The organism is Pseudomonas syringae group sp. 243L2 (genome assembly GCF_032587875.1).
GTDB lineage: Bacteria > Pseudomonadota > Gammaproteobacteria > Pseudomonadales > Pseudomonadaceae > Aquipseudomonas > Aquipseudomonas amygdali.
In genome coordinates this window covers 238,599-256,032 of the sequence record NZ_JAWHPL010000003.1, presented here as the reverse complement: position 1 = coordinate 256,032, position 17,434 = coordinate 238,599, and the positions used below count along the sequence as shown (strand labels likewise).

11 protein-coding genes are annotated in these 17,434 nt (G+C 52.2%); 2 read left to right on the top strand and 9 right to left on the bottom strand.

Annotated features, from left to right (window positions below):
• Positions 1-5: 5 nt before the first annotated feature.
• Positions 6-2,072, top strand: coding sequence for an ArnT family glycosyltransferase (locus RYB66_RS02295; protein ID WP_316893646.1), 2,067 nt, complete (start codon positions 6-8; stop codon positions 2,070-2,072).
• Positions 2,073-2,164: 92 nt separating this feature from the next.
• On the top strand, positions 2,165-3,265 hold the full coding sequence (locus tag RYB66_RS02290; RefSeq protein ID WP_122390804.1) for an acyltransferase family protein: 1,101 nt from the start codon (positions 2,165-2,167) through the stop codon (positions 3,263-3,265).
• Positions 3,266-3,322: 57 nt separating this feature from the next.
• Here the strand turns inward: RYB66_RS02290 and rfbA are convergent, their stop codons facing one another.
• The 9 genes from rfbA to RYB66_RS02245 form a co-directional block, all read right to left on the bottom strand.
• Positions 3,323-4,204 carry a glucose-1-phosphate thymidylyltransferase RfbA gene (gene rfbA, locus RYB66_RS02285; RefSeq protein ID WP_219170985.1) on the bottom strand — a complete coding sequence of 294 codons (882 nt, stop codon included), beginning with the start codon at positions 4,202-4,204 and terminating at the stop codon, positions 3,323-3,325.
• 8 nt (positions 4,205-4,212) lie between these two features.
• On the bottom strand, positions 4,213-5,118 hold the full coding sequence (gene rfbD, locus RYB66_RS02280; protein ID WP_316893642.1) for a dTDP-4-dehydrorhamnose reductase: 906 nt from the start codon (positions 5,116-5,118) through the stop codon (positions 4,213-4,215).
• Positions 5,115-6,215, bottom strand: a complete 1,101-nt coding sequence (gene rfbB, locus RYB66_RS02275) for a dTDP-glucose 4,6-dehydratase (RefSeq protein ID WP_219170987.1) — start codon at positions 6,213-6,215, stop codon at positions 5,115-5,117. Before rfbB ends, rfbD begins: the two co-directional genes overlap by 4 nt.
• Before the next feature lie 95 nt (positions 6,216-6,310).
• Positions 6,311-7,687: a glycosyltransferase family 2 protein gene (locus tag RYB66_RS02270; RefSeq protein WP_219170988.1), complete on the bottom strand. Its 1,377-nt coding sequence runs from the start codon at positions 7,685-7,687 to the stop codon at positions 6,311-6,313.
• 66 nt (positions 7,688-7,753) lie between these two features.
• Positions 7,754-10,078 carry a rhamnan synthesis F family protein gene (locus tag RYB66_RS02265; protein WP_057401267.1) on the bottom strand — a complete coding sequence of 775 codons (2,325 nt, stop codon included), beginning with the start codon at positions 10,076-10,078 and terminating at the stop codon, positions 7,754-7,756.
• A 43-nt stretch (positions 10,079-10,121) separates the two neighbouring features.
• A complete protein-coding gene (locus RYB66_RS02260) occupies positions 10,122-11,168 on the bottom strand; it encodes a hypothetical protein (RefSeq protein WP_057401266.1) in 1,047 nt (348 codons plus the stop codon).
• Between the two features lie 112 nt (positions 11,169-11,280).
• The gene (locus tag RYB66_RS02255) at positions 11,281-12,447 is read right to left on the bottom strand and encodes a nucleotide sugar dehydrogenase (RefSeq protein WP_219170990.1); all 1,167 of its coding nucleotides are present in this window, start codon (positions 12,445-12,447) and stop codon (positions 11,281-11,283) included.
• The gene (locus RYB66_RS02250) at positions 12,447-14,888 is read right to left on the bottom strand and encodes a glycosyltransferase family 2 protein (protein ID WP_316893721.1); all 2,442 of its coding nucleotides are present in this window, start codon (positions 14,886-14,888) and stop codon (positions 12,447-12,449) included. The genes RYB66_RS02255 and RYB66_RS02250 overlap by 1 nt, the downstream gene beginning before the upstream one ends.
• The gene (locus RYB66_RS02245; protein WP_316893638.1) at positions 14,888-17,335 is read right to left on the bottom strand and encodes a glycosyltransferase family 2 protein; all 2,448 of its coding nucleotides are present in this window, start codon (positions 17,333-17,335) and stop codon (positions 14,888-14,890) included. Before RYB66_RS02245 ends, RYB66_RS02250 begins: the two co-directional genes overlap by 1 nt.
• Between the last annotated feature and the right edge of the window lie 99 nt (positions 17,336-17,434).

Sequence of the window (17,434 nt, the reverse complement as noted above, 5' to 3'; positions counted from 1 at the left end):
GCGGCATGCAATTTAAAAACGGAATAAAGCTAGGTGCGCCTGCAGCGGTTGCGGGCATTATGGTCCTGGCCCTGATCGTACTCTTGGTACGGTCCATTGGGCTGTACCCAGGCGTCTTGGGCGATGAGTACACGTACAGTTCAATGGCCAGATTGATGCCTTTGTCTGCCGCCTATATTCCGGATTATCTTTATCTCGCCATTTATAAGTCCACCAACCTGTGCGGCAGTGGCTTTTTGGAGTGTTCGAAGCTTTTCAATACTGTGTTCTTTGTGGCCGCTGCACCGTTTATATACATGACCGCTCGACGTTTTTGTGGCAGTCAATTGTCCGTGTTGATTGTGTTTCTCAGTATGCTGGGCCCTGTGAATAGCTACACGGCTTACTTCATGCCTGAGCCGTTGTTTTTCTTATCCTTCTGGGTCGGGATTTGTTACTTTATGAGCCTGAATGCCCAATCCTCGACGAAGGAGTGGGCACTGTTTGGCTTCATCATGGGCTGTTCATCGCTTGTCAAACCACACGCGATGTTTATGATTCCGGCGTTTTGCCTGTGCATAGTGTTCTTTGCCTATAAAAGTATGAGCACGTGGCTAATAGCGGGGCTCAAGAACAGTGCTGTATTTGTGGTCGTGATGCTGGCGACTAAATTTGCCGTGAGTTTCATCATTGCTGGTACGTCGGGGTTAACGCTTTTTGGCAATTTTTATACCTCGACGTTCGAGTCAAGCGCTTCTTCGCTACAGCGATACCTCGATATTTTTTCGGCGGCACCACGTATTATTGAGGGGCATCTATTAGCCACCTTCATGATGTTTGGCACCTCTGTGGCAATCATCATATTTGGTTCGATAAAAGCGTTGACGAAAAAGGGCATTTCGCCAGAAGACAAAATTGTTTTTTGTACCCTTGTGTTGTTGCTCAATCTTATTGTAGTCGTTGGTTTGTTTTCAGCATCGGTGGCAGGCACTAACGTGGTCGAGACCGCGTTCAGACTGCACATGCGTTACTACGATTTCATGCTGCCGCTGCTGTTCATTGCTGCTGCTACTCAAATCAATGCCGTGCACACCGCCTCTTTAAAGTACTGTCGATTTATTACCGCGATTCTTGTGTTGGCCATGATCGGCTATGCCGCGATGACACTGATGCATCCATTTACCCCGAGCTACGTCGACAGTCCGGAGTTGCGCGGTTATACGCTAAATGTGAAATGGTTCATTGCGCTGGCCGCTTTCTCGGCAGTCGCGGTTGCGTTGTGGTGCTTGTCGGCAAGCTCTGGAACTATCGTATTCCTTCTCTTTTACCTGCCGCTTTCGGTGGGGATTACTGCCCTCCACAGCAATGCAGAAGTCAGACAGCGAATGGTGATAGACGCGTACGACAAAGCAGGGCTCTTTGCAAAGAGCTATGTGCCTGCGAACGAGCTGTCCAGCCTTGTGGTGGTTGGCAATAGCGTTGCAGCAACACTAAGGTCTCTGGTCTATATCGACGACTTGGGGGCTTCACGCGATCTTTCTTTTGTCGAAAGTGTTCCTTACACCGCGGCTCAGACCCCAGCTGATAAAAAATGGGTTTTGGCCATCGGAGATATCGAATTCGCAAAAGATGAATTTGAGGTGATGAGGCTTAATGGTTTCTTCCTGGCGAAAAAAATAACCAGTCTTTACCCATTGAATATTAACTTCAGGCATTCCTCATTGCCTGATACGGTGATAAAGGTCACTGGGCTTTCTCACGCCGAAAGCTGGGGAGCCTGGTCGGATCGCAGTGACATTGTCTTCAGGTTCGCTAAACCTTTACCAGAGAAGTTCCAACTCGTACTGACGGCCAAGGCATTCGGTCCAAATGTCGATAAGCCATTTGAGGTTTTGGTAGGCCACCGTAGCTATCCCGTAAAACTGACTGGAGACAACGCCTCCTACACACTGGATATTGTCAATGTTGATAGTGCGGACGTATTGACCATCAAGGTGCCCTTGCCTACGTCACCCAAGCAACTCGGTATGAGTCAGGATGATCGCACCCTTGGCCTTGGCCTGGATCAGCTTGAAATTCGCAAGGTCGATTAATGTCTATGGACTGGCGGGCACTTAACAACCCGCCAGACGTTTGGAATGCTCACTCATTGAGTTGACAGAGCGCAGCTTGAAAAAAGGATGCCATGAGCGAACAGATTGGCCGGTCAGAACGCATTTACACGTTGGATGTGCTTCGTGGTATCGCGGCATTGTCAGTAGTGTTCTGGCATTGGCAGCACTTTTTCTATGTGGGGGACCAACCCGCTCTTTTCAACGTGGCTCGACAACCCTTTTTTGAGCACCTGACTATCCTGTATAAGTACGGCGCCTTGGCAGTCGAGCTTTTCTTCTGTATATCTGGGTTCGTATTTTTCTATCTTTTTTTTAATGAGATTGCATCACGCAAAATAAACGCGTCTCGCTTCTTTATAAACAGGTTCAGTCGATTATACCCACTGCATATCATCAGCTTTGCAGCGGTCGCTTTACTTCAGTTCGTCTATTTTCAACACAACGCTGTCTATTTCATCTATCAGTACAACGATTTTTATCATGCATTTCTTAATGTCTTGATGATCCCGGCGTGGGGGATGGAGAGAGGTTGGTCTTTCAACGGTCCCGTGTGGTCGGTATCGGTTGAAATATTTTTGTATGGCCTGTTTTTTATTGTATGCCTCATGGGCAAGGCTCGCTATCTCCTCGTTCCGCTTTTGATTTTCATATCCTGGTTCACCTACCCTGAGTATCACAAACTGTCTGCCGGCGTTTTTTCGTTCTTCAGTGGCGGGCTGGCGTACTTGATTTTTGCTAGGCTGAGCAGGCTTGTAGGCCGTGAAGTGAGCTGCATTATGGCGTTGATAACAATGCTGGCCGGATGGAGCATCGTCTGGCTATCGCCTGGCCTGAACATCTACCTGCTCATGGGCGTCGCTTTCCCTGCATCGGTAATGTTTATAGCTTCGCTGTCCTATTTGCAGCCGACGCTAATGAGGCGGTTCGGAGCCATCGGAGATGTCAGCTATTCATCCTACCTGTTGCACTTCCCACTGCAGATCCTGTTTGCAATGGCGTTCGATGCTTTGGGCTACAGTCGCGAGATATTTTACAACGCGTGGATGCTGCTGTTGTTCATGGCGGTGTTGATTCCGCTAAGCTTCGCCAGTCACAGATTCTTCGAAGCGCCCGTGCAGCAGTGGTTACGCCGTCGCTTCAAAGCATGGAGCATTCAACGGGCAACCGTTTAGCGCTGGAAGAGCGCGATGCCGTCAATAACGGCCTCGCGATCTTTTCGACTCGATCAATCAGAAAATCTTTTCTTTCAGCACGTTCTTCAAATACTGCCCGTAGCCATTCTTGATCAACGGCTGCGCGAGCTTTTCAAGCTGCGCGCCGTCAATCCATCCTGCGCGGTAGCAGATCTCCTCAGGACAGGCGACTTTCAGGCCCTGGCGTTTTTCCAGGGTGGCGATGTACTGACCGGCTTCCAGCAGGCTGTCATGCGTGCCAGTGTCCAGCCAGGCATAGCCGCGGCCCATTATCTCAACGTGCAGCTGCTTCTGCTCCAGATACAGCATGTTGAGATCGGTAATCTCTAGCTCGCCGCGTGGAGAAGGCTTCAACTGACGAGCCAGATCCACCACCTGATTGTCGTAGAAATACAGGCCGGTGACGGCATAGTTCGATTTGGCAACCTTGGGCTTTTCTTCCAGTGACAGCACTCGACCGCTGTCGTCGAACTCGGCCACGCCATAACGTTCGGGGTCCTGTACGTGATAAGCGAACACCGAGGCTCCCGACTCACGGTTACTGGCGTTGAGCAGCAGCGACTGGAAGTCATGGCCGTAGAAAATGTTGTCGCCCAATACCAATGCCGACGCATCGTTGCCAATGAAGTCCGCACCGATGGTGAACGCTTGAGCCAGGCCGTCCGGGCTTGGCTGCACGGCATAGGACAGGTTCAGGCCCCACTGGCTGCCATCGCCCAGCAACTGGGTAAAGCGCGGCGTGTCCTGAGGTGTCGAGATGATCAGAATATCGCGGATACCGGCCAGCAACAGCGTGCACAGCGGGTAGTAGATCATCGGCTTGTCGTATACCGGCAACAACTGCTTGGAGACAGAAAGCGTGGCCGGGTGCAAACGGGTACCCGAGCCGCCAGCCAGAATGATTCCTTTACGAGCCATGAGAGTCCTTAGCGCTGAATTTCATCCAGCATGCGTTGTGCGCCTTGTTGCCAGGGCGGCATCTTCAGTTGAAAAGTGGTTTCGAGTTTACCTAAAGCCAGCCGGGAATTGTGCGGACGCGGTGCAGGCAGAGGATATGCTTCTGTAGGAATCGCGCCGATCTTGTCGGGCGAGACGTTAAGCTGCACCCCGTTGCGCTCGGCATGTTCCAGAACGAACCGGGCAAAGCCATGCCATGACGTTTCACCGGCTGCGGCCAGGTGATAAACGCCGGCCAGCGTAGCCGAGTCCTGGTCACCCGACACCCTGTGCAGAATGTGCGCTGTCACGTCGGCTATAAGCTCGGCACCGGTCGGCGCGCCGTATTGATCCGCCACCACGTTCAGCGAGTCGCGTTCGCTCGCCAGGCGCAGCATGGTCTTGGCAAAATTGTTGCCTTTCGCCGCATACACCCAACTGGTGCGCAGAACCAGCGCCTTGGCACCACTGGCCTGAATAGCCTGCTCGCCCATCAGCTTGCTGCGGCCGTAGACCGACAGTGGGCCGGTAGGTGCGTTTTCCTGCCATTGGCTATCGCCGCTGCCATCAAACACGTAGTCGGTAGAATAGTGAATCAGCCAGGCGCCCAGCGCTGCGGCTTCCCGAGCCAGCACGCCGGGTGCCTCGCCATTGATCAGCACGGCCACATCCGGCTCGCTTTCAGCCTTGTCCACAGCGGTATAAGCTGCTGCGTTGACGATAACGTCGGGGGCCAGCTTACGAATCGTGGCGGTCAGACCCTCAAGGTCGGCAAGGTCCCCACACAGGCCATCAGCGCCCTGACGATCCAGCGCAATCACCTCACCCAGCGCTGCCAGAGAACGCTGCAACTCCCAACCAACCTGTCCGTTCTTGCCCAGCAGCAAAATCTTCATGCGTTGGAAGCCTCATACTGTTGCACGATCCAGTCACGATAACTGCCATCCATCACACCGCTCACCCATTTTTGATTGGTCAAGTACCACTCTACGGTCTTGCGAATACCTGTATCAAACGTCTCCGCAGGTTTCCAGCCCAGCTCGCGCTCGAGCTTGCGTGCATCAATCGCATAGCGGCGGTCATGTCCCGGGCGATCGGTCACGTAGGTAATCAGCTCAGCGTAGTTGCTGACCAGCTCGCCTGTTTTCTGATTGATGACCTGACGCGCAGCTGCGGGGGCCAGTTCATCAAGCAGCGCACAGAGGGTATGAACGATATCGATATTGGCCTTCTCGTTCCAGCCGCCGATATTGTACGTCTCACCCAGCGCACCCGCTTCCAGAACGCGACGTATGCCGGAGCAGTGATCTTCGACATACAACCAGTCACGAATCTGCTGACCATCACCATAGACTGGGAGCGCCTTGCCAGCCAATGCATTGACGATCATCAACGGAATCAGCTTTTCCGGAAAGTGGAACGGCCCGTAGTTGTTCGAGCAGTTGGTGGTCAGTACCGGCATGCCGTAGGTGTGGTGATAGGAACGTACCAGGTGATCACTGGCAGCCTTGCTGGCCGAGTAGGGGCTGTTTGGCATATACGGCGTGGTTTCGGTGAACGCCGGATCATTCGCGCCCAGCGTGCCATACACTTCGTCTGTAGACACATGCAGGAAGCGAAACGCAGCCTTGTCGGTTGCTTCCAGGCCATTCCAGTAGGCGCGGGCTGCCTCAAGCAATCTGAACGTGCCCATCACGTTGGTTTCAACAAACGCTTCCGGGCCGGTGATCGAGCGGTCCACATGCGACTCCGCCGCAAAATGCACCACAGCCCGCGGGCGATGTTCGGCGAACAGCCGGGTCAACAGCTCGGCGTCACCGATGTTGCCGTGTACAAAACGATGCTGCTCATTGCCTTCCAGCGACTGCAGGTTGGCCAGGTTGCCAGCGTACGTCAGCGCATCCAGGTTCAACACCGGCTCGTCATTGCGAGCGCACCACTGCAGAACGAAATTTGAACCGATGAAGCCGGCTCCGCCTGTGACTAGGATCATTGAGGGTCTCGGGGATAGACAATTATTACTACGATGAAAACCGGGACCCTATTCTTGAATGGGGTCCCAGGTCAGCGTTTATATGAAAATGCGGATCATTCGGGATGAACCACGGTGATAGTCTTATCTGTTCTTAACTCGAATTTTAAATGGCGACTTCCAGCTACAATCCTGAAGGGGAGAGTAGCAAGATCAAGTGCGCTGAGTTCTGAGCTATCCAGCTTTATGGAAATCCTGAACCCGCAGTCCAGATGTGCGTCCGGATGGACGTTCAATACATCCGGACGCTCTATGGCTTCGATATGAACGGTGTTGGAAGGATGGGTCGTTACCTCTAACTTGATCCGGGCACTGGAAAGTGGGTCATGAACCCATCCGCGGATATCCAAAACATCGGTAAAAAGCTTTATGACATCAATGTGGTAATGAGGGGACTCAGACTTCAGCCGAGTGTCCTCGAGTTTTTGAAGCTGCACGCCTCTCAGCTGCTGATCATGGATTTCCAATAATGAGGGGTCTTGATCCAGCAAGTCGAGGACCCTGTTGCACTTTTCATAAACAAAGCGCTGCGCTTCCTTGAGCAGGGATCGTAGATTGTTGGCGCTTAGGAAGTCCTCGTACTCCTTGTTGTACTCTTGAATATGAGACTCGGAAAAGCGAATTAAAAGCTGGTCATCGTTTTCATAGGGAGAGTAGCCAAAGCGATTGAGCTTGAATACGTTGTTGTCATTGACGTGTACTCGACCACGCATGAGCGAGGCGACGTATTCTGCTTGTGATCTGTACACCAGATGCAGGATGAAAAATTGATCTATATTTCTTTTGGTCTCATTAAAGTACTCATTGGACACCTTCTGCTTGTGTTCCTGCTCCGGATGCGTCTCAATGAGCTCATCACCATTTCCCAAGAGAGTGATACCGTCGTCCACAATGCTGTTGTGAATCAGGATTTTTGTTTTCTTCTCGGAAAAAGCAATCAACGTTTTAACGTGCCGGTCTTTCTGTAAAATATTCTCGGCGGCGAGTATTGGAGTGAAGATGTCTCTTTCATAGTTTGGTATGTCGATAAGCCACTGAAAAGAAACGGTGTCAAAGCTCTTTTGTCGAGTAATAAACTCTTTTATGGATATGCTGGGGTCAAGTGAAATCCAGTACTCATCAAGGTCCAGGAAAAAAATATGGGTAAACTCACCCGATGCCCTGGTTTCTTCAAAAACTTTTGCGTACGTTTCAATTTGAAAATTGACGCTGCGAATTTTGCATTCTTCCAGCAAGGCGTCAGCGTTACGAACAACCAGCTTGCCTGGGTGGTGGGCGCCGATCTCTTCTATAATTTTTACAGAGTTATCAGTGGTTCCATTTATCCATATTTCTATTTGATCAAAACCGACCTTCAGATGATGGAAAACCCATTGCGGGATGTAAGCGCCTTCATTTTTTGCAATGGCAGCCAATTTTATTTTGGGTTGCATTATAGTGTCCTCGCTTCCAGGCTTTAAATTTTTAATTAATATTTAAATGTGTCAAGCATAGGGATTTCATATAAATGGCAAACGACCGACGGTACTGACAAGCCTTCCCCACTTTTTAATTTCGTATTCGTTGAGTGTGGGCGAGCTTTCTCTGATTTTCGGAAAGCCCAACGCTTGCCACTTGTCGCTGGGGTGCAGAATGTGCAGGGTGGTCAAACCAAAGTCGCCGGGTATCTGGCAATCGGCTACGACGTTGTCTCCAATGTGGATATGGGGAGTTGCGCCATGGTGCTCAAGGTCATTTTTTACCATATGCCACATCGTTCCGTTATCTTTGCGCTTTTGCTCCTCGCTAGAGACTAGCAGACGGTAGGCGCCTGTCACCCCGGCTTTGCGAAGCATCAGTCCCACTTGCTCTCTGCTGTAGTACGTATCGGAGATTACCCAGAGCACATGTCCATGGCTGCCCAGTTCATTGAACAGATCAACCATTTCATCTTTCGCAAGAATCATGCCGAGGTCTATTTCGAATTCGCGTTGCATCATGCGTTGCGCTTCACTTTCGGCGATTTTCAATTTTAAGCCGATTTCTAAGTAAATATCGCTTAAGCGAACATCCCCTTGAAAGTTTGCGCGCTTACGTAATTCGTACTCCGCTTCGTTGCGCAGGTCCACAAATCCTTGTGCTGAAACCACGACACCTTTTGTTTCAAGCTCCTGACCAAGCAGCAGTTTAGCGTAATCAGCAACTGTATATTGCCTGCGTACCAAGGTGTCAAAAACATCGAAGCTGATCGTCGAGAAATTTCTCAGCTGATTTCGAACATCTTCCAGGCGCTGACAGTAACTATGAGTCGTGTAGCTCTGGTCGAGTGTGAGCTGGCCCGAGGTGGGGTAGTAGAAGAATTGCTTATAACCATTTTTTTCTGCAAGCAGCCCAATGACGCGCTCTAATGCGTGAAGCATGGATCCATCATTTGGCAGGGGCTCCTGCGGGAAAAAATCGTAAGTATATTCTTTCTCCAGCATTTCTTTGAGCGCCTCTGGGCGAGCCCAAAACATTCCTCCTGCGGGATAACTCAGAAATCCTTCACAGGGGTCTATTTGCCATTCGTTATGCCAGGCATTCATAAAGGCTTTATTCATGGTTACATGATTTACCCAGGACGGCATCATCCAGAACGTCGTTGGATAATACAGACCGAGATCTTTATGGTCGACAAAAGCATTCAGCAAGCGAGTGATAATATTAGCGTCACGTAACAAATACTCGGTCAGGTAATCAGCCCATTGGGTCTGCTCTCTTCCGGAGTACAAGGATTTTTTGGAGTGTAGATGGCAAAAAAGGTCGTAGGCCATCAAATCCTTTGAGAACTCAACCAACAAGGGGCCGAAGTTTCTTCCTCGGTTAGGAACGCAGCTCACTTTCAGGTTTTTTACACGAGGGTGCTGGCCGAAAGTAGCTATCGTTTTTTTCTTGTGATTCGGGTCGGCGAGTGTAATGAACACATCAACTGCTATTGGAAAATTTGCCAGTGCGTGTGAGAACTTCTCTATGTAGTCTTCATAGAAAATGTGCAGACAGATCGCTACGTTGAGGCGAGCGGCTTCAGGCTTTAACGTCGTCTGAACGTCAAGAACGTTATTGGGTTGCCACTTTTTTACGTTGGCGTGGTAAGTCCTACCTTCTTGCCGACCCGAAATAAGATAGTGATATAAAGGACTGATTTGCGCATGGTACACGTCGGTGTTCATGCGATGGTAGGTCTCGGTATCGAAATAATTTGATGGGTTTACTGGGGAAAAACGAGACTTTTCCAGGTAGTCTGCAAAAGCATTTTCGCTGCTATCGAACTGCTTTCCGTAACGTTCGCTATACCACTGGCTGTCAAACAGACCTAGCTGAACAGCTTGTTCAGAGAGGCTTTTAATATCAGTGGCACTCAGTTGGGGTAACTTGATTTGTTGCGGTGCCTCTACAAGGTTTGGAACCGGCTGATGCTGGCCATATTTTTTTGTAAAGTGTTTAAACGGGTTAGCACCCGTTTTTTCGATTTCAGGGTGCTGCTCTCTGTAGCGACTAAGAGAAAAGCCTTCACGTGTAAGTCTGTTTTCTTTATATCCGTACATTACAAAGTGTATGAAAGGGTGCGCATTGACCTCCTGAACATCTTTGTTATGTTCAAAATAAAAGTCTGTTACAAAGCAAGGGTGCGGCTCCAAGCCAATTTTACACCCTTCCAGAAGATAGTGCTCGACAGGGTTTTTTGTTTTCTTTCCTGCTTTTTTGAGCTGATAAGTATAATATTTTTTGTCAAATGATCCACTGTTTTCAATGAGCTGGATAATGGCTTGTAGTTTTTTGTTTTCAGTGGTTTGATTTGTGTTCATGGTCGCTTCTCTTCAACTGAGTTCTTGGTCATGGGGACGGCGTTCACAATCCGAACAATTGTGTAGGGTTGATAACCCCATTTCCTGAGAAATCATCATCAATACTAAAAAGATGGAATGCTGCACTGGGTATGGCGCTGGGTGAAAGAGCGAAGCCTGCATAAATAGCTTCTACTTCCTCCACGCTATATTCGATACCGTTACGAAAGGATTCCTCCACTCCATCAATAGCACCTTGCATAACGGTTTCAAGGTCTTGATAGTAACGTTGAGGTGCTGCAGCACGGCCATAGAAAAAATCGAGCTGATTGTCCGTACGTAACCTGATATCAACCACCTGTCCATGAGGTGCCGTCATCAAGCTTTCCAGTAGAAGAGATCTTTCCAGCATCAGGTAGCCCTGTGACCAGTCCACGTTCTCCTTAAAGACGCCCTTCATTCGAGCGGTTTTTTTCGAGATCACAGTATCCCCTGCTTTACTGGCAATGAAGTAAAGCCCCAGGGTATCTCGATCTATGATTTTCGTAATCAGCTTTTGAATAGTCCCCGCGTAACCCAGATCAAGCATGATCGCGGTAGGGCCATCGTCCAATAGTTGCTCTTGTTTAAAGTAGTGTTTCAGGGCGGTGCGAGTAGGGGAGACATACTCTTGAAGTCTGGTTTTATGCGGTATCAGCCATTGAATTACTTTAGCTTTGTCATCAGGTAATGTCAGGTTGAAATCCAAAAGCATCGGTGGAAGCAAGCCGAATGCTTCATGCAACTGTAACCCAAAGCGATTTTTCAGCAGGTCTAGAACAGAACCTTTGAATTTGCTTTGCAAGGCCACGTCCCACGTATCCTGGTCCCCTAGATAGCTTCTAAAGAGCAGTGTTCGGGAAACTTTTAAATAGACCGGTTTATGAGGGAGCTCGATCAGCCCCTTTGATTCCAATTGATTGAGCAGTTTGAAGAAAATCCAGCCTTCCCGTGCCAGGCAAACAGGACGGTGAGTCTTCGCGTATTTTTCCAGCTGGCGAACGTAATGGTTGAGCACAGGCGATAAAAAACTGTATCCGAAATCGTAGAGCGCTTGATAAGAACTTCTCATTGTATCAACCTTGTGCCTTTAAATTTAATAGTGTTATCAGGGCTGTTCACGTATGGCATCCGGTCCAAAGCGCCAGGTCCTCGCTGCGAACGCACCTATAAAAAGCCATGTTCTAATCTTCGCCGTACAAATCGCGGGTGTATACCTTGTCACGCACGTCCATTATTTCCTTGGTTATTCGGTTTGCGACGACCAAGTCAGCTTTTTCTTTAAATTCTTCAAGATTTTTCATGACACGCGCTTCAAAAAATACGTCTTCTTTTAAAACGGGCTCGTACAGAATGACTTCAACGCCCTGAGCCTGGAGTCGTTTCATAATGCCCTGAATCGAAGAAGCACGGTAGTTATCAGATCCCGACTTCATAATGAGTCTATAGATTCCGACGGTGGTCGGGTTTTTCTTGAGTATGGACTCGGCGATAAAGTTCTTGCGTGTCGTATTGGAATCCACGATAGCGCGAATAATATCGTTTGGTACGTTTGAATAGTTGGCTAACAACTGTTTTGTATCTTTAGGCAAGCAATAGCCACCGTAGCCAAAGGACGGGTTGTTATAGTGGTTGCCTATACGTGGGTCCAGGCTGACCCCATCAATGATCTGTCGAGCGTCTAGCCCGAGATGCTCTGCGTAAGTATCAAGCTCGTTGAAGTACGCAACACGCATCGCAAGATAAGTGTTTGAAAATAGTTTTATTGCTTCTGCTTCTGTAGAGTCTGTTAATAATACGTTTACGTTTTCTTTTGATGCGCCTTGCACCAGTAGGTTTGCGAATGCCTGGCCGACAGCCGAGGTGTCGCCTACCACAATGCGGGAAGGGTTCAAGTTATCATGAAGTGCACGTCCCTCCCGCAAAAACTCAGGAGCGAAGATCAGGTTGTTGCACTTGAATCTTTCGCGCATTGTTTTCGTAAAACCCACCGGAACGGTCGAGCGAATGACAATGGTGGCGGTGGGTTGTATGTCCAGAATATCTTGAATGACAGATTCGACTGATAATGTATTGAAGCAGTTTGTTTCAGAGTCATAGTCGGTGGGCGTTGCAATGACGATGAACGCGGCACCGTCGTACGCTTCGTATTTAGAAGTAGTGGCCAAAAGATTGAGTTCCTTCGTTTTGAGAAAGTTCTCTATTTCTGGGTCGATAATGGTAGCCAATCCCTGATTAATGCGTTCGACTTTTTCTGGAAGTATATCCAGCGCAACAACCCTGTTGTGCTGAGCCAAAAGTACAGCGTTGGATAAGCCCACGTAACCTGTACCGACAACAGCAATTTTCATTAAAGCGTTTCCTTGATTGCAAACGTCCCATCAGCGTATTGATGATGATGGTTATGTACTCTCTCCCTGTGATTTCGAGGTGTGTAACTCCTTGGCGGCATCGCCAACCCCCCATAAGGCCCACTCAGATAATCCAGACTCAGCGCCGGATGATAATACGGATCGCTTTGGCCAGATTGGGACCAGCGTTCGATAAAGCCTTGTTGTTCGCGTTGCCCGCGGGCGCGCTTTTCTGGAGTCTGATCTTTGCCGCGGCTGGCGGATTCGGCATGGATGAGTTCTGCGAAGGCCGTCCATATGAGGTTCAAGCCTTGTTGGCGAATACGCAGGCACAAATCCACGTCATTGAACGCCACCGGGAAAGCCTGTTCATCCAGCCCCTCAAGCTCGTCGAAGACCGATTTGCGCAACAGCAGGCATGCGGCCGTCACGGCGCTTTGGCGGCGGGTGATCTGATTCATGCCCAGGTAGCCGGGGTCGCGTTGTTCCAGGTTGTTGCCGGTGTGTGCGGCCAGGCCATTGACGCCAACTACCACGCCGCCGTGTTGCACCATGCGGTTGGGCCACAGCAGTTTGGCCCCCACTGCGCCGACATTTGGGCGCACTAGCTGGCTGACCATTTCCTTGAGCCAGCCTGCTTCGATGATTTCAATGTCGTTGTTGATCAGGCCTATCAGCTCGCCTGTGGCATGAGTGACGGCGTAGTTGTTGATCGCTGAGTAGTTGAACGGGTGAGGGTAGGGCAGAACCCTTACACCGCGCTCAGACAAGTGCTCCAGATAAGTAAGGGTCTGCGGATCGCTGGACTGGTTGTCGACAACGATGATTTCCAGCTCCGGGTAATCGGTCGCGGTCAGTAGCCCTTCGATACAGGCACGCAGCAGTCCCAACTGGTCTCGGGTTGGAACAATCAAGCTGACGCGGGGCAGGGTGGCCGGTAATGGCCACTGCGTGCGCAGCAGTGCCGGGAAGTTTGGTACTTGCGTAACGTTTGCACCCGTTGCGAGGCTTTCGCTCAGCCAGGCAATCGCATGCAGGCGTTGCGCAGACGGTTCGGCTTGCTCCGGGCTGGCGGCTGCGAACTGTCTGCGGTGGTAAAGAACGTGCGGCAAATGCGTGACGACGGCCTGGCTGGTCTCAGTGGCAAGGGCGATAGCTGCGCTCAGATGATGCCAATCGAGGGTTTGTGGGGCGTCGGTTGCAGGTAACAGGGCCAGTGCCTTGTCGATGATCGCAGCGCCGAAGATTGCACCGGGTGTGAATATATCCGCGCCGATGAACAGGTCGAGATCCCACACGGGCTTCATCCACGGCAGGCTGCGCTCGCCTTGCGGGCCATCCCGGTCACAATCGGCATAACCCCAGGCGCTGCCATCTGCAAGCAGTGCGCCGAGGTGTTGCAGCGCGTAGGGACCAAGATGATCACCGGCCACTAGCGGAACCACGGCGGTGCAGCCCGCCTCCAGCAATTGCTTAAGCGCAGGTAGCACGTCGCTCGGCGCTGCCTTGGTCAGCTTATGAGGCGCTGTTGGCTGGTTTTTCAGGCTGGCGAGACTGGCAGCTTCCAGCGTAGCGTCGCCCTGACTGATCAACAGCAGGCCGATTCTGCCCTGCGGCTGAGGATCGGGCGTTGCGGGTTGAAACCGTTCAAACCACTGCGGGTAATGATGAAAGCCCGCGCTTTTCGGCAGGCGCAGTGCCTGATCCGCTGCGACTTGGGTCAGTAATGCCAGATTTTGCTCGGTGGGTGCGTGTTCATGCTGTTTGAGCAAACCCTCCAGCCCGTCGTGCCAGCAGCATAGGGTTATCGGGCTGCCGGAAAGCGTATGTCCGAGATCGTTTTCGATGTCCAGAGTATGCAGTTTGCCGTCGGCCAGTTCCCAAGGCAGATCAAAACTGAAGCCGTGGTCGCTGGTGGCGCGATAAACCAGTGCCTGGTGATGGGTATCGCAAGCAACCTTGCCAAGTACCCGGCTGCCTTCGCGGACGGTAATGTGCACATGACGTTGCGGCGCATCCGGGTCCCATGACCAGCCGCCGATCCGCAGACCACCGCTGTGCCAGACCTGAGACGCGATCGGTGCATGCTCTTTGCTGGGCGTAGTGGGCAGATGCAAGTCACCGGCAAGCCAGTAACCGCTATTGGCCACCCGGGCGCTGATGTGTTTTGCATCCTCCAGCCAGCTTTGGCGCAGTTGTACACCAAAGCCGTGGAATTGATCGCCCGCGCCGGCATTGGGGTGAAACTGGTCGGCCCGCACCAACGAGACGCAGGCACCATCGATGTAGACCTCAACGGCCAGACGCTCATCCGGCTGCTGGGTGTCCAGTGCCCAGCCTTGAAGCACGTCGCCATACAGTCCGGTAATGGTGCCACTGAAGCAGGCAGTGCTGATGGGCTTGCCGGTTGGGTCGGATTTACCCAAAATTTGTTCTGACATCATGCCCGACTCAATGAAATAGGTAATGTGTTGATCGGTAATGCTCCGGCTTCCCGAGCGACCGGTCCTGGTACTGCGTACAGCGGCAGACCCAGTTCGGCGGCCAGATCCGCAGCGCGCCACGATGCGCCGGGGTTCTGTTCCAGGCTCAGCGCGGCGGTACATCCGGCGATCAGGACGCAGTCGGCCAGGCTCAGGCCTTGCGCGTTGGGTAACGCATGAATTGCGCCAGTCGCGAGCAGCGGTTTAACCCATGGATTGTCACCCGGAACCAGCACCACCAACGGCAGTTTTTCGCGTGTGATGCGTCTGCCCAGTTCCAGCCATTGCTCGGCAATGTCGGCACCTGAAAGGCTGTCGGCAATCAGCAGGGTGCTCGGCGCAGTGTCGTTTGTTGCCAGCTTTTGCGGCTCTGGCCCTATCAGAATATTGGCCTGTGGCAGAACGGCGGCGTAACGCTCGCGCAGGGCTCGCCATGGCAACTGGATGCTCTGCGCCTTGCGCGCGAAATCTTCCTGCTTGCAGTGGCTGTCTGGCTTGAGCAGCTCGTCGTCACGACAGATGATTCGGTAAGGCTTCTCAAGCTGTGCAGCCAATGCGTACAACTCGACCGGGCAGTTGGCAAGATTTTGATAGATCAGCTCATCCACCGGCAGGCTGCGCAGGTCTTCCAGCAGTTGCTGGTTGTCGGCAGGTAACTGGTAATCGAGGCTGAAGGCCAGCGGTAAAACGCTGGCGTGCAAGGTAGCCTGCGCATGCTGGCCCTTGTTACGCCAAGTCAGGCTGAACGGGGCTTGCGGCGCTATACGGTTACCGATGTGCAGTTGTTTCAGTTGCGGCGTCGACAGTTGTTCTGCCAGTTGCGCAACGCGCGCGCGCTGCAAGGCCTGGCGCGCTGGCCTGATCGGGTCGCGAAGGCAAAAGTTGTCATAGCGCGAAGAGGCGTCCGGATAGCGACGCTTGAGAATGGCGTTGTTGTGCGCCACTCGCAGCGCTTTTTCAGCGCCGAATGAAATTCCGCCCTGATGCGCGACGAACACATTGGGTGCCCCTACATGACGCCAGCCCAGGCCGCGTGCACGCAGGCACCAGTCAGTTTCTTCACCGTAACCGCGTAATAGCTCGACTTCATCCAGATAGCCAACGCTGTTCAGAGCCTCGCGCTTGAGATACAGGCAAAAGCCACAGCCGGTTTCGATCTCCATGGCCGGGCTGTCAGTCAGCCGGGCCAAGTCATCCAGTCGGGCTTGTTCTGGTGCGCTGGGCATCGGGTGGCTGAAACGGCTTTCTGGAAAGCTCATCAGTTCACCGTTATTGGTGAACGGTGTGACCGAGGCGATGGCTTCATCGCTGTACGCTACGTTGCGCAGACGGTCCAGCCAATCGCCATGCACACGGGTATCGGCATTCAGCCAGACCACATCCTGCCGCGGGCTCAGTGCCATCGCACGGTTCATGCTACGGATGAAGCCCAGGTTGATAGGGTTCTGCACCAGCGTAATCTTGCCTTTGCCCGCCAGCACCTTGAGGGCTTTGCGCAGCGCGGGAACCGGCGTTGCGTCTTCGATGACCACCAGCCTATGGGGCGTGCGATTGAGTTTGCGTGCCTCAAGTGCGCTATTAATGCACTCAAGGGTTTCTGCCAGCCCGTCGTAGACAGGAATGAGTACGTCCACCGGCTGTTTGTCGCCCACCTTCAACGCCGCGGGCGGTGCCACGAATGTCGGCATCGCCGAGACGGGGCCGCCCAGCAGCGCGGTGCCATTATCGAAGCGCACCTGCACTGACGGCGTGGCGTTGGGCACCTTGATGCGAATACCACCATGAGTGGCAGGCAATCCGGCGGCGGTCAGCAAAGGGTGCGGCGCGCTGGCGAGCATGTTGATCAGTTGACCATTGGCTTCCAGTTGCAACGAGGCAGGTGTGTGCACGTTGTTCAGGTCGATTGCCCAGCCGTGAATTTCCTGCACGTCAGGCAGGTAGCGGACCACACCTATTGTGCCGGGCAATCCGGTTTGCGCGGCCAGCAGGCGGAGCACGAAAGCCAGCTCGTTGGCAGCGGTGATGTCAGGCAGGTGAGCCAGAATGATGCGGCGCAGGTCTTCAGGCACCTCTGACTGGCTACGCGCCTGCCAGAGCATCATGCGCAGCGATGGGTCCTCAGGCATTTTTTGCCAGGCGCTGGTCAGATAGAGGTTGGCAAGTGACGAGTGGCCCGCGGCAATGATGCTACGCCCAAGCAAGGCATGAGTGTCTGCACGCAAAGGAAAGGCGTGGGCGGCGTTGAGCAAATAAATAAAGGCAAGCTTTGGGTCCTGCGGCAGGGCCTCGATACCTTTCCAGACAAGTGCTTCCGGACGGTATTCAGGGGTTTGCAGCGCACACTCGAGTGCCATGGCGGCAAGGCCACGCTCATCGGCCTGGCGATGGCGATGGAACGTATCCATGAGCGTTTCTCGCCCACGGTCGAGGTGTCTGGACATAAGCTGGCGTGTTCACTTTAAAAATAAAAGAGGGGCGACCCGAAAGTCGCCCCTTTTTGCATA

Bases quoted from the DNA above. Each gene is read 5' to 3' on its own strand.
- RYB66_RS02295 (WP_316893646.1), top strand. From the start codon at position 6: ATGCAATTTAAAAACGGAATAAAGCTAGGTGCGCCTGCAGCGGTTGCG.
- RYB66_RS02290 (WP_122390804.1), top strand. From the start codon at position 2,165: ATGAGCGAACAGATTGGCCGGTCAGAACGCATTTACACGTTGGATGTG.
- rfbA (WP_219170985.1), bottom strand. From the start codon at position 4,204: ATGGCTCGTAAAGGAATCATTCTGGCTGGCGGCTCGGGTACCCGTTTG.
- rfbD (WP_316893642.1), bottom strand. From the start codon at position 5,118: ATGAAGATTTTGCTGCTGGGCAAGAACGGACAGGTTGGTTGGGAGTTG.
- rfbB (WP_219170987.1), bottom strand. From the start codon at position 6,215: ATGATCCTAGTCACAGGCGGAGCCGGCTTCATCGGTTCAAATTTCGTT.
- RYB66_RS02270 (WP_219170988.1), bottom strand. From the start codon at position 7,687: ATGCAACCCAAAATAAAATTGGCTGCCATTGCAAAAAATGAAGGCGCT.
- RYB66_RS02265 (WP_057401267.1), bottom strand. From the start codon at position 10,078: ATGAACACAAATCAAACCACTGAAAACAAAAAACTACAAGCCATTATC.
- RYB66_RS02260 (WP_057401266.1), bottom strand. From the start codon at position 11,168: ATGAGAAGTTCTTATCAAGCGCTCTACGATTTCGGATACAGTTTTTTA.
- RYB66_RS02255 (WP_219170990.1), bottom strand. From the start codon at position 12,447: ATGAAAATTGCTGTTGTCGGTACAGGTTACGTGGGCTTATCCAACGCT.
- RYB66_RS02250 (WP_316893721.1), bottom strand. From the start codon at position 14,888: ATGTCAGAACAAATTTTGGGTAAATCCGACCCAACCGGCAAGCCCATC.
- RYB66_RS02245 (WP_316893638.1), bottom strand. From the start codon at position 17,335: ATGGATACGTTCCATCGCCATCGCCAGGCCGATGAGCGTGGCCTTGCC.